The 13,011-nt window shown below is 64.7% G+C and carries 10 protein-coding genes; 7 read left to right on the top strand and 3 right to left on the bottom strand.

Features of this window, described 5'->3' with window-relative positions:
- Positions 1 to 64: 64 nt before the first annotated feature.
- Positions 65 to 2,179 (top strand): M13 family metallopeptidase, encoded by a 2,115-nt coding sequence (locus tag PSV05_RS04215; RefSeq protein WP_300061922.1) that lies wholly within the window; start codon positions 65 to 67, stop codon positions 2,177 to 2,179.
- Positions 2,180 to 2,263: 84 nt separating this feature from the next.
- Here the strand turns inward: PSV05_RS04215 and PSV05_RS04210 are convergent, their stop codons facing one another.
- Together PSV05_RS04210 and PSV05_RS04205 are read right to left on the bottom strand one after the other, a co-directional pair.
- A complete protein-coding gene (locus tag PSV05_RS04210) occupies positions 2,264 to 2,608 on the bottom strand; it encodes a hypothetical protein (RefSeq protein ID WP_300061919.1) in 345 nt (114 codons plus the stop codon).
- A complete protein-coding gene (locus PSV05_RS04205; RefSeq protein WP_300061917.1) occupies positions 2,605 to 3,837 on the bottom strand; it encodes a fatty acid desaturase in 1,233 nt (410 codons plus the stop codon). Before PSV05_RS04205 ends, PSV05_RS04210 begins: the two co-directional genes overlap by 4 nt.
- Positions 3,838 to 3,958: 121 nt before the next feature.
- Between PSV05_RS04205 and mutM the strand changes: the two genes are divergently transcribed.
- The 3 genes from mutM to PSV05_RS04190 all read left to right on the top strand — a co-directional run bounded on the left by mutM (position 3,959) and on the right by PSV05_RS04190 (position 8,266).
- A complete protein-coding gene (gene mutM, locus PSV05_RS04200; protein ID WP_300061914.1) occupies positions 3,959 to 4,771 on the top strand; it encodes a bifunctional DNA-formamidopyrimidine glycosylase/DNA-(apurinic or apyrimidinic site) lyase in 813 nt (270 codons plus the stop codon).
- An 81-nt stretch (positions 4,772 to 4,852) separates the two neighbouring features.
- Positions 4,853 to 5,431: an ECF-type sigma factor gene (locus tag PSV05_RS04195; RefSeq protein ID WP_300061911.1), complete on the top strand. Its 579-nt coding sequence runs from the start codon at positions 4,853 to 4,855 to the stop codon at positions 5,429 to 5,431.
- 30 nt (positions 5,432 to 5,461) lie between these two features.
- Positions 5,462 to 8,266: a serine/threonine-protein kinase gene (locus PSV05_RS04190; RefSeq protein WP_300061908.1), complete on the top strand. Its 2,805-nt coding sequence runs from the start codon at positions 5,462 to 5,464 to the stop codon at positions 8,264 to 8,266.
- 51 nt (positions 8,267 to 8,317) lie between these two features.
- Here PSV05_RS04190 and PSV05_RS04185 read toward each other — a convergent pair whose 3' ends face one another.
- Complete coding sequence (locus PSV05_RS04185; protein ID WP_300061906.1) at positions 8,318 to 8,938, bottom strand: thymidine kinase; 621 nt, start codon at positions 8,936 to 8,938, stop codon at positions 8,318 to 8,320.
- Between the two features lie 64 nt (positions 8,939 to 9,002).
- On the opposite strand from PSV05_RS04185, the gene PSV05_RS04180 reads away from it, so the two are divergent.
- Genes PSV05_RS04180 through PSV05_RS04170 form a run of 3 tightly spaced genes read left to right on the top strand, consistent with a single transcriptional unit; the run spans position 9,003 to position 12,889 of the window.
- Entirely contained in the window at positions 9,003 to 10,997 is a 1,995-nt protein-coding gene (locus PSV05_RS04180) for a UvrD-helicase domain-containing protein (protein ID WP_300061903.1), read from the top strand.
- A gap of 52 nt (positions 10,998 to 11,049) precedes the next feature.
- Positions 11,050 to 11,901 carry a DUF2608 domain-containing protein gene (locus tag PSV05_RS04175; protein WP_300061900.1) on the top strand — a complete coding sequence of 284 codons (852 nt, stop codon included), beginning with the start codon at positions 11,050 to 11,052 and terminating at the stop codon, positions 11,899 to 11,901.
- Positions 11,902 to 11,953: 52 nt separating this feature from the next.
- Complete coding sequence (locus PSV05_RS04170) at positions 11,954 to 12,889, top strand: hypothetical protein (protein ID WP_300061897.1); 936 nt, start codon at positions 11,954 to 11,956, stop codon at positions 12,887 to 12,889.
- Positions 12,890 to 13,011: the final 122 nt, after the last annotated feature.

Raw genomic sequence — 13,011 nt, 5'->3', positions numbered from 1 at the left:
CTGCACATGTTCCTACGCAGGATCGGCCCACTATCGCGGGGTCTCTCATGCTCGAGGATCCCTCATGACTTCCATATCACTTCGCCGCGGCGCACTCGCGCTTGCGGTCCTGCTGGCCTTGTCGGGTTGCGATCGTAAGGTCGCGAACGCGGATTCGACAGGGCAAGCGGCGCCTGCGCAAGCTGAAGCACCGGCAGTAGCCCTGACCAGCGGCGTCGACCTGGCCGGCATCGACAAGGCAGTGCAGCCGGGCGACGACTTCAACGAATACGCGAACGGCGAGTGGCTCAAGACCGCGGAAATTCCTGCGGACCGTTCCAGCACCGGCGTGTTCCTGAAGGTGTTCGAGCTGTCCGAGCAACGCAACAAGGACTTGATCCAGTCGATCGTCGCGTCCAAGCCAGCTGCGGAAACCGACGCAGCCCGCATCGCCGATTACTACACCGCCTTCATGGACGCTGCGACGATCGAGAAACGCGGCCTGGAACCGCTGAAGCCGCGCCTGGACCAGATTGATGCCATCGCCGACAAGACCGGGTTGGCGCAGGCGATGGGCGAAAACCTGCGGGTCGACGTGGATCCGCTCAATGCAACCAACTACCAGACCGAACACCTGTTCGGCCTGTTCGTCAGCCAGGGCCTGGAAGATCCGCAGCACAGTTATCCCTATCTGCTGCAGGGTGGGCTGGGCATGCCCAACCGCGACTACTACCTGTCCAGCGACGTCAAGATGGTGGCGCTGCGTGGTCAGTACCGGGATTACGTGACGGCGCTGCTCGATACCGCCGGCATCAAGGATGCCAAGGCCAAGGCGCAGTCGATCCTCGAACTTGAAACAAAGATCGCCAAGGCGCAGGCAAGCATCGTGGATACCGAAAACATCCACAAGGCCAACAATCCGTGGACCATGGGCGACTTCACCAAGAAGGCGCCGGGCCTGGACTGGGCGACCTACTTCAAGGCCGGCGGCATCGGCGATGCGAAGACGATCTATGCCTGGCAGCCTGATGCGATCGCCCAGCTGTCTGCGTTGGTCGCCAGCCAGCCGCTGCAGACATGGAAAGACTTCCTGACCTTCCATGCCCTCAACGAGAACGCCAGCCTGCTGCCCAAGGCCTATGACAACCTCGCTTTCGGCTTCTATGGCACGGCGCTGTCGGGTACCCCGCAGCAAAGCGACCGCTGGAAGCGTGCCCTCGGTGGAACCAACAAAGCGTTGGGCGATGCCATCGGCAAGCTCTACGTCGACAAATATTTCCCGGCCTCGTCGCGCGAACAGGTGCAGCAACTCGTATCCAACCTGCTGGCGGTGTTCCCGGACCGCATCGACAAACTCGAATGGATGACTGCGGCAACCAAGGCCAAGGCCAAGGAAAAAGTCGCTGCGACCAAGGTCGGGGTCGGCTATCCGGACGCATGGCGTGATTACGCATCGCTGGAGATCAAGGCCGACGATGCGTTCGGCAATGCGGTGCGCGCCGAACAGGCCGAAACCCGCCACCAGTTGGCCAAGCTCAGCCAGCCGGTGGATCGCGGCGAATGGTGGATGACCCCGCAGACCGTCAATGCGGTCAACTTGCCGTTGCAGAATGCGCTCAATTTCCCCGCCGCAATTCTCGAGGCGCCGTTCTTCGATCCAAAGGCGGATGCCGCCGCCAACTACGGTGCAATCGGTGCGGTGATCGGCCACGAAATCAGCCACAGCTTCGACAACATGGGCGCGGAGTTCGACGCCACCGGCAAGCTGCAGAACTGGTGGACGCCGGAGGATTCGGCCCACTTCAAGCAAGCCGGCGAAAAGCTCATCAAGCAGTACGACGCCTACGAGCCGCTGCCGGGCCTGCACATCAATGGCGAACAAACCCTGGGCGAGAACATCGCCGACCTGGCCGGCCTGCAGGTCGCGCATGAGGCCTATCTGAAATCACTGGGTGGCAAACCCGCGCCGGTGATCGACGGGCTGACTGGCGACCAGCGCTTCTTCCTTGCCTTCGCGCAGGTCTGGCGCACCAAGATGCGCGATGAAGCGTTGCGAGCGCGGGTGATCGGCGATGGCCATTCACCCGGCAGCTTCCGCGCGCAAACCGTGCGCAATATCGATGCCTGGTACGACACCTTCGGTGCGAAGCCGGGCCAGAAGCTCTATCTGGAACCGAAGGATCGGGTCAGGATCTGGTAAGCAATCCCGCATCACGCGCAAACAAAAACGCCGGCTTCGCAGCCGGCGTTTTTCATGCGGCAAGTCTTCATCCAGCGAACGATGTCACTGCGGCGGCGCCGCCAACTCGCGTGCGCTCAGGAATCCATCGTGGTTGAGGTCCTGTTTGCGAAATCGCTCAGCGAGACGCGTGCGATGCTCGACACGACTCACCGGCTTGCCGCGACCGCCGGGTTGTTCGGCTGGTGCCAACACACCGTCGTGGTCACGATCCATCGCATCGAACGCGTAGCTCATCCAGTCCTGGTATTCGGCCAGCGATACCTTGCCATCACCATCAACATCCATCTTCGACAGGTATTCACTCGTACGCTGCACCTGCGCCGTCGCTGACAGCGAAGATGCGAAAAGCGTGCACGCGAACAACGCGGTGGTTACGCCAGGCCTCATGCCGGCTGCAGCGCGTAACCCTTGAGCCGCGCCGAATACTCCTGCAGCACGCGCACGCCGGAGGCTTCCGCCTCGGCGCACCAGGCCTGCAGGCGCTGCAGGCGCTCGGCGGTATCCTGGCCACGGCTTTCCAGCACTTCGGCAAGACGCGCGCGGTATTCGACCAGCGTGCGGATGCGCGGGTGCGCGGCCACGAAGTCATGCAACTGCTGGCGCGCATCGGGCTTGAGCCAGCGGCCGTCGTCGGCAATGCCCTTGCGCAAGCGACGCGGCAGCATCGAGCGCAGCTTGGCGCCAGCCGCCGCGGCTTCCTCGCGCAATGCCGGCTTGAGCACCTTGCGCTGGTAGTCGGTCATTGCCTGGAAACGATGCGCCACCAGCGCCCTCACGGTTTCCGCATCGGGCATTTTGATATTGGGGCGCAGATTCAAGCTGGGCGCCACGCGCAACACCTTGGCCAGGCGCACGGCAGCAAGCAGCTTGATCGCGGCCCAACCGATGTCGAACTCGAAGCGGCGCAGCGCGAACTTGGCCGAACTCGGGAATGCATGGTGGTTGTTATGCAGCTCTTCGCCGCCAACCCACACGCCCCATGGGGTCAGGTTGGTCGCGGTGTCGGTGGTCTCGAAGTTGCGATAGCCCCACCAGTGGCCGAGGCCATTGATGACGCCAGCCGCCCAGAACGGGATCCATGCCATCTGCAGCGCCCAGATCGCCACGCCGGCGAAGCCGAACAGCGCAAAGCTCACCAGCAGCAGCACGACCGGCCCCATCGTCGCGTACGGGGTATACAGATGACGCTCGATCCAGTCGTCCGGGCAACCTTTGCCGTACTGCTCGATGCTGGCACGATCCAGGCGCGACTCACGGTACATGTCGGCGCCGCGCCACAACACGTTGCCGATGCCCTTGTGCATCGGGCTATGCGGGTCTTCGGCGGTCTCGCACTTGGCGTGGTGCTTGCGATGGATCGCCGTCCACTCCCTGGTGATCATCGAGGTGGTCAACCAGATCCAGAGGCGGAACACGTGCGCGATGACGGGATGGAAATCCACGCCGCGATGCGCCTGGCTTCTATGCAGATACAAGGTCACCGCGAAGATCGTCAGCTGGGTCGCGGCCAGGAAATACAGCGCGAGCTCCCAGAAGGAAAATTGCAACAGGCCACCCGCCAGGAAGTCGATGACGGCGGCCAGTGAGGGAAAAGCGAGGGACGGGAAAGCGGGCATTGCAGACTCGGGAAAGGCGTCACACCGACGCCAGACCATCATGCCATGCGGGTAGCCAACGGGCGCGGAACAGGATGCGGAACTCCACGCAGGACCGTGCCGTGCGCCACAATCACGCCATATGCCCGAGCTTCCCGAAGTCGAGACCACCCGCCGCGGCCTGTTGCCGCATGTCGAAGGCCAGCTGGTCAGCGGCGTGCTGCTGCGCCGGCCGGACCTGCGCTGGCCGATTCCCCCCGAAGTCGCGGCGTTGCTGCCCGGACAACGCATCGACGGCATTCGGCGCCGCGCCAAGTACCTGTTGCTGGACACTACCGCTGGCAGCGCGCTGCTGCACTTGGGCATGTCCGGCAGCCTGCGGGTATTGCCGGCCGCCACGCAGGTGCGCACGCACGACCATGTGGATATCAGCCTCGGCAATCGGCGCGTGCTGCGTTTCAACGATCCGCGTCGATTCGGTTGCCTGCTGTGGCAGCCGCCAGGCGAAATCCATCCGCTGCTGGCCAGGCTTGGGCCGGAACCGTTGTCGGACGACTTCGATGGTGACGGCCTGTTCGCCCGCAGCCGCGACCGCAGTGCGCCGATCAAGGGCTTCCTGATGGACCAGGCGGTGGTGGTCGGCGTCGGCAACATCTATGCCGCCGAGGCGCTGTTCATTGCCGGCATCTCGCCCCTGCGCGCGGCGGGATCCATCAGCCGTCGCCGCTACCAGGCACTCGCCGATGCGGTGAAGGCGATCCTGGCGCATGCGATCAAGCGCGGCGGCACTACTTTGCGCGACTTCATCAGCCCAGATGGCGCGCCGGGTTATTTCGAGCAGGAGCTGCTGGTCTATGGCCGCGGTGGCCAGCCATGCAAACGCTGCGGGCGCGTGTTGAAGCAAACGGTGATCGGCCAGCGCGCCAGCGTCTGGTGCACGCATTGCCAGCGCTGAGGCTGACGCATCAAACCTGACCTGGTTCACGCCCCACTTCGCTCCGGCTATAGTGCCGATTCCCCCGATTCGCGCCTTGCCATGACCGAAGCCGGTGAAATCACCGTATTGCTGGATGCCGCCCACAAGGGCGACCGCGGTGCGATGGACCGCGTGCTGGCCACGCTGTACCAGGAACTGCACTCGATGGCGCGCCGCCAATTGGCCGGCCAACACGGGCATACGCTGGATGCGACCGCGTTGGTGCACGAGGCCTACCTGAAGTTGATCGGCCGCGGCAGCGGTGCGGCGCAGTTCGACGACCGCGCGCATTTCTTCGCGTATGCGGCATCGGCGATGCGCAGCGTGGTGGTGGACTACGCACGCCAGCGGCTGGCGCAGAAGCGCGGCGGCGACCAGCATCGGGTGACTGACTTGCCGGAAAACATGGAAGGCGGCGTGCGTCTGGACGAAGACATGCTCGGCCTGGACACCGCCCTGAACCGGCTCACCGCGGTCGACCCGCGCCTGACCAAGGTGGTGGAACTGCGATATTTTGCAGGCCTGTCCGAGTTGGAGATCGCCGCCTTGATGAAACGCTCGGAACGCAGCGTGCGCCGTGACTGGCAAAAGGCACGGATGTTCCTGCTGGCGTCCCTCAAAGACCCTGAGGTCAGCTGACCTCATGGTCGCGTGATTCAGCGCTGACCGATGGACGCCGAACGCTGGCAACGGCTGTCCCCACTGCTGGATGCGCTGCTTGAGCTGCCATCCGAACAACGCAGCGAACACCTGGCCGCGCTGCGCCGCGAGGACAGCGCGCTGGCCGATGAGCTGCAATACCTGCTGACGCTGGAAGAAGACGACGAGGCGTTCCTCGCCGAGCCCGTCGTGGAATTGCCGAATGGCGCGCGTCCCGGCGCACGCATCGGCCCGTACCGACTGGACCGGATGATCGGCGAAGGCGGCATGGGCCAGGTCTGGCTGGCGATGCGCGCCGACGGCCTGTATGAGCGCAAGGTCGCGCTCAAGCTGTTGCGCCCTGGCTTGGTCGATCCGCGCCTGCGCCAACGCTTCGACCGCGAACGCGAGATCCTGGCCCGCTTCGCGCATCCCTACATCGCGCGCCTGCTGGATGCCGGCATCGACCGCGACGGCCAGCCGTTCCTGGCCCTCGAATACGTCGACGGCGAGCCGATCACCACCTACTGCCAGTCGCGCCAGCTGGACCTGGCCGCGCGCATCGACCTGTTCCGCCAGGTCTGCGAAGCAGTCAGCCATGCGCACGCCAACCTGATCGTGCATCGCGACCTGAAGCCCTCGAACATCATGGTCACCCCGGCCGGGCACGTGCGCCTGCTCGATTTCGGCATCGCCAAGCTGCTTGACGTGGAACCGTTGCCGTTGGAGCAGACCCGCACCGGCGTGCGCACATTCACCCTGCACTATGCCGCGCCGGAACAGATCCGCGGCGAGCCGGTCACCACCATGACCGATGTCTATTCGCTCGGCGTGGTGCTCTACGAACTGTTCACCGGCAGCAAGCCCTACCGGCTCAAGCGCCAGACCGATGCCGAGTGGGAAGAGGCGATCCTCGATGGTGAGCCGTTGCGCGCCTCGCAGGCGGCGCTGCGTTGCGATGCGGATGCGAGCAAACCGTACTCGCCAAAACGGCTATCGCGCGAACTGGCAGGCGACCTCGACAACATCGTCAACAAGGCGCTGGGCAAACGCCCGGAACAGCGCTACGTCTCTGCCGAAGCGCTGTCGCAGGACCTGCTGTGCTACCTGCGCGGGCGGCCGATCCTGGCCCGTGGCGAACGCATGGGCTATCGCCTTCGCAAGTACCTGCGCCGCCATCGCTGGCCGATTGCCGCGGCGACAATGGTGCTGGCGGTAATGCTGACCGCACTGGCCGTGGTCGGCTGGCAGGCACGCCAGGCGTTGCGCGAAGCCGGTCGCGCGCAGGCCATGCAGAACTTCGTCGCCGGCCTGTTCGAAAGCGCCGGCTCGGCGCCGCAGGACACGCCGATGGACCTGCGCGCCCTGCTCGACATGGGCATCATGCGCGGCGAACGCAGCCTGGCCCGGCAACCGCAGGCGCGCGCGGAACTCTATGGCATGGTCGCCCGCTTGCGGCTGGGGCTAGGCGACTATCGCGAAGCCAACGCATTGCTCGACCAGCAGCTGCGCCTGCTCGGGCAACTGCCCGATGCACCCGCCAGCCTGCGCATTGAGGCCGCCACCCTGCGTGGTAGCGCGCGCAGGCAGATGAGCGATGCAAAGGGTTGCCTGGTGCAGATGCAACCATTCAACGACCTGGCCGCGCGCGAGCAAGAGCAGTTGCCTGCACAAGCCGCCGCTTTCTTCTCGCAGCTTGCGCGCTGCCACCGTGACCTGGGCGAACGCAACCTCGCCAGCCAGTTGTTGAACCGCTCGCTGGAACTGCGCCGCGACCACCATGACGATGTCGGCGTCGCCGAAAGCCTGCTCGATATCTCGTCGCTGCGGGCCGACGGCGGCGACCCGCAACAGGCTATTCGCATCCTGCGCGATGCGCTTGCGCAATTGCAGCAGAAAGTCGGCGATCGGCATCCGCTGGCGATCGACATGCTGCGCAACCTGTGTTCGCTGGAGCGCAGCACCGACGAGATCGCCGCCGCCTTACGAGATTGCCGCAGTTCGCTGGCGCTGGCGCGCGACCTGCACGGCAACGAGTACCGCGCCACGATTGATGCCCGCCGGCAACTGGCTGCGCTGTATGTCGACCTGGGGCGTTTCAGCGAGGCCGAAACCGAGTTCCTGGACACCTATAAATGGATGCGTACGCGCCTGGAGCCCAACCATCCGGACCTTGCACGTACGTACAACAGCTTGGCCATCGTGGCGTGGGAACGCGGTGATCTGAGCCAGGCCAAGATGTACCAGCAACGTGCGGTGACTGCATGGCGGAGTGGGCACAACGACAGTGTGCTCGGGGACGGGCTGTTCAACTTGGCGATGATCCTGCATAGCGCCGATGACGACCAGAAGGCATTGCCGCTGATCCGAGAAGCGCGCCAGCTGCGCATGCGCCATTTCGGGCCCGGCCATGAACTGGTCGGCGACAGCGACCGCCTGTTTGGCGAAATCCTGGCCGCGCTCGGCCAGACCGAGCCCGCGCACGCGGCCCTGCTCAGCGCAGTGCGACTGACCCGCAGCGGCTTTGGCCGAAGCCATTCGCATACCCACCGTGCGGAAATTTCACTGGCTCGATTTGAAGCGTCCGGCGGCGACCCGGGTGCCTACCAGCGGTTGCGCGCACTGGGTAGTTCCGACCAGGGTGACATCGAACAACGCAAGGCCTCGTGGTTGGCGCGCGCGTATGCCGCGCAACTGGATTGCGTCACCCTGCCAATGCAGGCATTGGCCGAGATCGATACTGTGCTGACGCAGATGCAACTGGCGCTGCCGGAAGGTGGCGCGATCCCGCGCGAGATCGAGCAAATTCGCGCTGGCTGTGCGGCGCGGCGTTGATGGGGCCGCAGCGGGTGGTTGATCGCGGCACGCAGCGGGTCAAGACCCGCTCTACAGGGGCAGCGGGGCTTGCATGGGTTCGATGCTGCCCTCGCCGCGCATGACCTTCTTGAACTCGGCGCGGCTGACTGACACGTAGCGTTCGTTGCCGCCGATCTCGACCTGCGGGCCGTCCTGCACCGCGCGCCCACCTTCGTCCACGCGCAAGTTCATGGTCGCCTTCTTGCCGCTATGGCAGATCGTCTTGATCTCCTGCAGTTCGTCGGCCCAGGCCAATAAATACTGGCTGCCCTCGAACAGCTCGCCGCGGAAATCCGTGCGCAGGCCATAACAAAGCACCGGAATTCGCAGCCGATCCACCACTTCGCTCAATTGCCAGACCTGGGACTTGCTGAGGAATTGCGCCTCGTCGACCAGCACGCAATGAAGAAGCCCATGCGCCGCGATATCAGCACGAATCATCGCTTCGAGGTCAGCATCCGGCCGGAACGCGATGCCATCCGCTTTCAATCCGATCCGCGAGGCGACCGTGCCGCTGCCCGCGCGGTAGTCCAGCCACGGGGTCAGGATCGCCACCCGCATGCCGCGCTCGCGGTAGTTGTGCGCCGATTGCAGCAGGGTCGTGGTCTTGCCGGCGTTCATCGCCGAAAAATAGAAATAAAGCTTGGCCATGCACGGATTCTACCGGCGCACAAGGCTGGCCAGTCGCGCCTGTAACTTCGACAATGCAACGCACATGCATGGCCACGCCCTCAACGGATTAAACCAACCACAGCGCGACGCCGTCCTGCACACCGAAGGCCCGTTGCTGGTGCTGGCCGGTGCAGGCAGCGGCAAGACCCGCGTCATCATCGAGAAGATCGCGCACCTGGTCGCCAGCAAGCGCTACCCGGCCAAGCGCATCGCCGCGATCACCTTCACCAACAAATCCGCGCGCGAGATGCGCGAACGCGTCGGCAAGCGACTCCGTGGCGATGACGCGCAGGAACTGACCGTCTCCACCTTCCATTCACTGGGCTTGCGCATCCTGCAGATCGAGCATGCGTGCATCGGCCTGCGTCGCGGGTTTTCGATCTTCGATTCGGACGACAGCTCCGGCCAGATCAAGGACCTGCTGCCGCCCGGCAGCAAACCGGATGTGGTCGAGGCGATGAAGCAACTTATCAGCCGCGCGAAGAACGCCGGACTGTCGCCGGAGCAAGCAGCGGCGGCGGCGCGCAGTGGTCGCGAACATGAAGCCGCTTCGTTGTATGCGCGCTACCAGAAACGATTGAACGCCTTCAATGCGGTGGATTTCGACGACCTGATCCGACTGCCAGTGGAATTGCTGGAAGCCGACACCGACTGCGTGGCCGGTTGGCGCGAGCGCATCGGCTATCTGCTGGTCGACGAATGCCAGGACACCAACGATTCGCAATATCGGCTGCTGCGCGCACTGGCGGGCGATGCCGGCCAGTTCACCTGCGTGGGCGACGACGACCAGAGCATCTACGCCTGGCGCGGCGCCAATCCGGACAACCTGCTGCAACTGGGCACTGATTATCCAGCGCTGCGCATCGTCAAGCTGGAACAGAACTACCGCTGTTCGAACCGCGTGCTGCGTGCGGCCAATGCACTGATCGCCAACAATCCGCACGAACACCCGAAAACGCTGTGGAGTGATGCCGCCGACGGCGAGCGCATCCGCGTGTGGGAATGCAAGGACGCCGCACACGAGGCCGAAAAAGTCGCCTCGGAAATCCAGTTCGTCGCACAAAAACACCAGGCGCCGTGGAGCGAGTTCTGCATCCTCTTCCGTGGCAACTTCCAAAGTCGCGCGCTGGAAAAAGCGATGCAGTTGTTGCGCATCCCGTATCACCTGAGCGGCGGTACCGCATTCCTGGATCGCGGTGAAGTGAAGGATGCGATGGCCTGGCTGCGCCTGCTGGCGAACCCTGAGGACGATGCCGCATTCCTGCGCGCTGTCGCATCGCCGCAACGCGGCGTTGGGGCGACCACGCTGGCGAAGCTGGCAGAACTTGCCGCGCAGTCGCACATGCCACTGTCACGTGCGGCGGAATCGGTCGCAGTCGGCAAGCAATTGCCGGCACGCGCGGCGAATGCGCTGCAGGGCTTTTCCGACATCGTCCGCAGCCTGCGCGGCGACGCGCATCACCTGCCGCCCGCGATGCTGGTACGCCAGCTCAATGAGCGTTCGGGACTACTGGCCGCGTTGCGCACGCTGTGCAAGAACGAGGCGCAGTTCCAGGCCCGTCGCCGCAACCTGGATGAGCTGGCCGACTGGTTCGATGGACCAAAGACATCTGGCCCGGGCGAGCTCGCCGCCGCACTGGCATTGCTCAGCCATGCCGACAAGGGTGATGCCGGCAATCAGGTGCGGATGATGACTTTGCACTCCGCGAAGGGCCTGGAATTCCGCTTCGTGTTCATCATCGGCGTGGAAGACGGCAACCTGCCGCACGAAGCCAGCATCGAGCAAGGCAGCCTGGATGAAGAACGGCGACTAATGTATGTCGGCATCACCCGCGCCAAGCAGCAGCTGTGGCTGTCGCATGCCAGCACCGCGCAGCGCTGGGGTGACAAGCTGCGGCTGTCGCCGAGCCGCTTCCTGGACGAACTGCCCGCCGCCGAACTGCAGCGCGATGGTGCCGATCCGGTCGCCGATGCCGCCCACAAGGCGGAACGCCGCGATGCCGGCCTGGCCAACATCCGCGCCATGCTGGCCGACTGAAGCGGGCTGCGCGGGCGGGTAAACTCGGCTTCATTCCTTCAAGGAGCGCGTGATGCGACGGACCGGCCCCATCCTGCTTGTACTTGCCCTGCTCACCGCGTGCGCAGGCACGCCCGTCGCGCATGCACCCGCGTCGCACGCACCCGAATCGCAAGTCACCGATATTCAGGACCTCGCCCAGATCGCTGCCGCACTGGCGGAAAACGGCAGGCGCCGGACGCTGCTGGTGATGGACATCGACGACACCCTGCTGACCTCGCAGGGCTTCTTCGGCAGCGACCGCTGGTACGAATGGCAGAAGCACCTGCAGGCCAATGATCCAGCCAAGGTGCCTTGCCTGTTCGACGTAATCTCGCTGAATTACGAAGCCGGCACCCAGCAACTGACCCAGCCCGACGGGCCTGCGCTTATCAACGCGTTTCCCGGCGACAAGTTGATGCTGACTTCGCGCAACCCGCTGTATCGCGGCGGCACCGTGCGCACCCTGCACGATGCCGGCTATGCGCTCCCGATGCCGTTGGCCGGGCAAACCGGAGGTAGCAGCTGGCGTTGGCGCAAGGCACCCGATGCACGGGAGTCAGAGGTCAGCTACGACCAGGGCATCTTCATGACTGCCGGCCAGGACAAGGGCCTGATGCTGCTGGACCTGCTTGGCCGCCTGAAATTGCACTACGACCGTGTGCTGCTGGTGGACGATGGCGATACCAACATCCGCAACATGCAATCCGTCCTGCGCGATGCCGGCATCGACTACCACGGCCTGCACTACACCCGCGTCGACAAAACCGTGTCCAAGTCCGATGCAAAAGCCGGGCTGCAGGGCTGGCAGACGTGGCAAGTCTTGCTCAGCGCTACCTATCCGGAACGGCTAGACGCCCTTAATGCCGGGCATTGCGCGTATTGAAATCAATTTGCAAGCAAGGACACTGCATCCAATGCGATCCGGGAAGCCCTTGATGCCGCATCACCCAACGGTCGCATTCCGCGCCTTTGCGCTGATGCTATGCCTGATGCTGTTGCCTGCCTGCCAGCCTGATCCCACGCCCGCCACCGACCCGGTCGGGATGGCCGCGCAGTCCAAGCCGATGCCGGCTATTCGCCCTGTGGACGCGATCAATGTGTTGGCCGCGCGCTTGCTGGCCCGCGACGGCGCCGGTTTCGCTAGGCTGGCAGTGCCGCCGGACCTGCATGCACGACTGGAAACCGGCTGGCGCGCAGGCAGTACCCGCTGGCCGCTGGACGAACTGCCGCTGGACGGGCGCTTGCCGGGGATGCTGGCGTCGCTGCAGGAAAAAGACGCGCTAGCCAAGTTCAAAGTGACCTTCCGCCGCCAGTTCGCGGGCGCCGACCGCGACATCCACATGGCGATCCGCACCCTGACCCAGTTCGGCGGCCAGTACGTGCAAAAGGAAGCCGCCTATACCAACGACGAACGCGACCATGTGGGGCAGGCGATCGCCGCGCTCAGCAACTGGGCGCTGGCCGCGCCGCTATCGGACACGCCCCGCGCCGACCGTTTCTTCACTGCCCTGACCGCCGCCGCGCAACGCAGCGGGATTGATGGCAAGGCAGGCAAGGCCGCGTTCGCCAAGCTGGGCATGCAGTCCAGCCTGAACCGGATGTCGCCCTTCATCGCCACCCTGCTGGCCCAGCTGCGGACCCAGTACGGGCTGGATATCGACGCCAGCCTGCGCGGGCTCAACGTGCAACTGCTGGAACAGACCGGCGACAGCGCGCGCCTGCGCCTGCGCTACCAGCTGGCTGGCAGCGATATCGATGCGATCGTGCCGGCCGTGCGCATCGACGGACACTGGTACCTGGCCGATTTCGTGACGCGTGCCGAAGCTTCGCTGGTGGCGAGCACAGGCGCGGGCAAGCCAGCTTCGCCATAATGGTGGGGATGCCGAACCGTTCCCCAACGCCGACCGAAGCCAGCCCAACCCTGGCCAGCCCGTCTCAAGCCAGCCTGTTCGAACCGGCGCCTGGTGCGGATGCCCTGGCCGATGGCGTGCCT

It is taken from the genome of Thermomonas sp., assembly GCF_029945965.1.
In the GTDB taxonomy this organism is placed as follows: domain Bacteria; phylum Pseudomonadota; class Gammaproteobacteria; order Xanthomonadales; family Xanthomonadaceae; genus Thermomonas.
The sequence above is the reverse complement of the archived record's forward strand: the minus strand, read 5'-3'. Positions and strand labels throughout refer to the sequence as shown.

What these genes read in the sequence shown, in the direction of transcription:
- PSV05_RS04215 (WP_300061922.1), top strand. Translation starts at nt 65, where the DNA reads ATGACTTCCATATCACTTCGCCGCGGCGCACTCGCGCTTGCGGTCCTG.
- PSV05_RS04210 (WP_300061919.1), bottom strand. Translation starts at nt 2,608, where the DNA reads ATGAGGCCTGGCGTAACCACCGCGTTGTTCGCGTGCACGCTTTTCGCA.
- PSV05_RS04205 (WP_300061917.1), bottom strand. Translation starts at nt 3,837, where the DNA reads ATGCCCGCTTTCCCGTCCCTCGCTTTTCCCTCACTGGCCGCCGTCATC.
- mutM (WP_300061914.1), top strand. Translation starts at nt 3,959, where the DNA reads ATGCCCGAGCTTCCCGAAGTCGAGACCACCCGCCGCGGCCTGTTGCCG.
- PSV05_RS04195 (WP_300061911.1), top strand. Translation starts at nt 4,853, where the DNA reads ATGACCGAAGCCGGTGAAATCACCGTATTGCTGGATGCCGCCCACAAG.
- PSV05_RS04190 (WP_300061908.1), top strand. Translation starts at nt 5,462, where the DNA reads ATGGACGCCGAACGCTGGCAACGGCTGTCCCCACTGCTGGATGCGCTG.
- PSV05_RS04185 (WP_300061906.1), bottom strand. Translation starts at nt 8,938, where the DNA reads ATGGCCAAGCTTTATTTCTATTTTTCGGCGATGAACGCCGGCAAGACC.
- PSV05_RS04180 (WP_300061903.1), top strand. Translation starts at nt 9,003, where the DNA reads ATGCATGGCCACGCCCTCAACGGATTAAACCAACCACAGCGCGACGCC.
- PSV05_RS04175 (WP_300061900.1), top strand. Translation starts at nt 11,050, where the DNA reads ATGCGACGGACCGGCCCCATCCTGCTTGTACTTGCCCTGCTCACCGCG.
- PSV05_RS04170 (WP_300061897.1), top strand. Translation starts at nt 11,954, where the DNA reads ATGCCGCATCACCCAACGGTCGCATTCCGCGCCTTTGCGCTGATGCTA.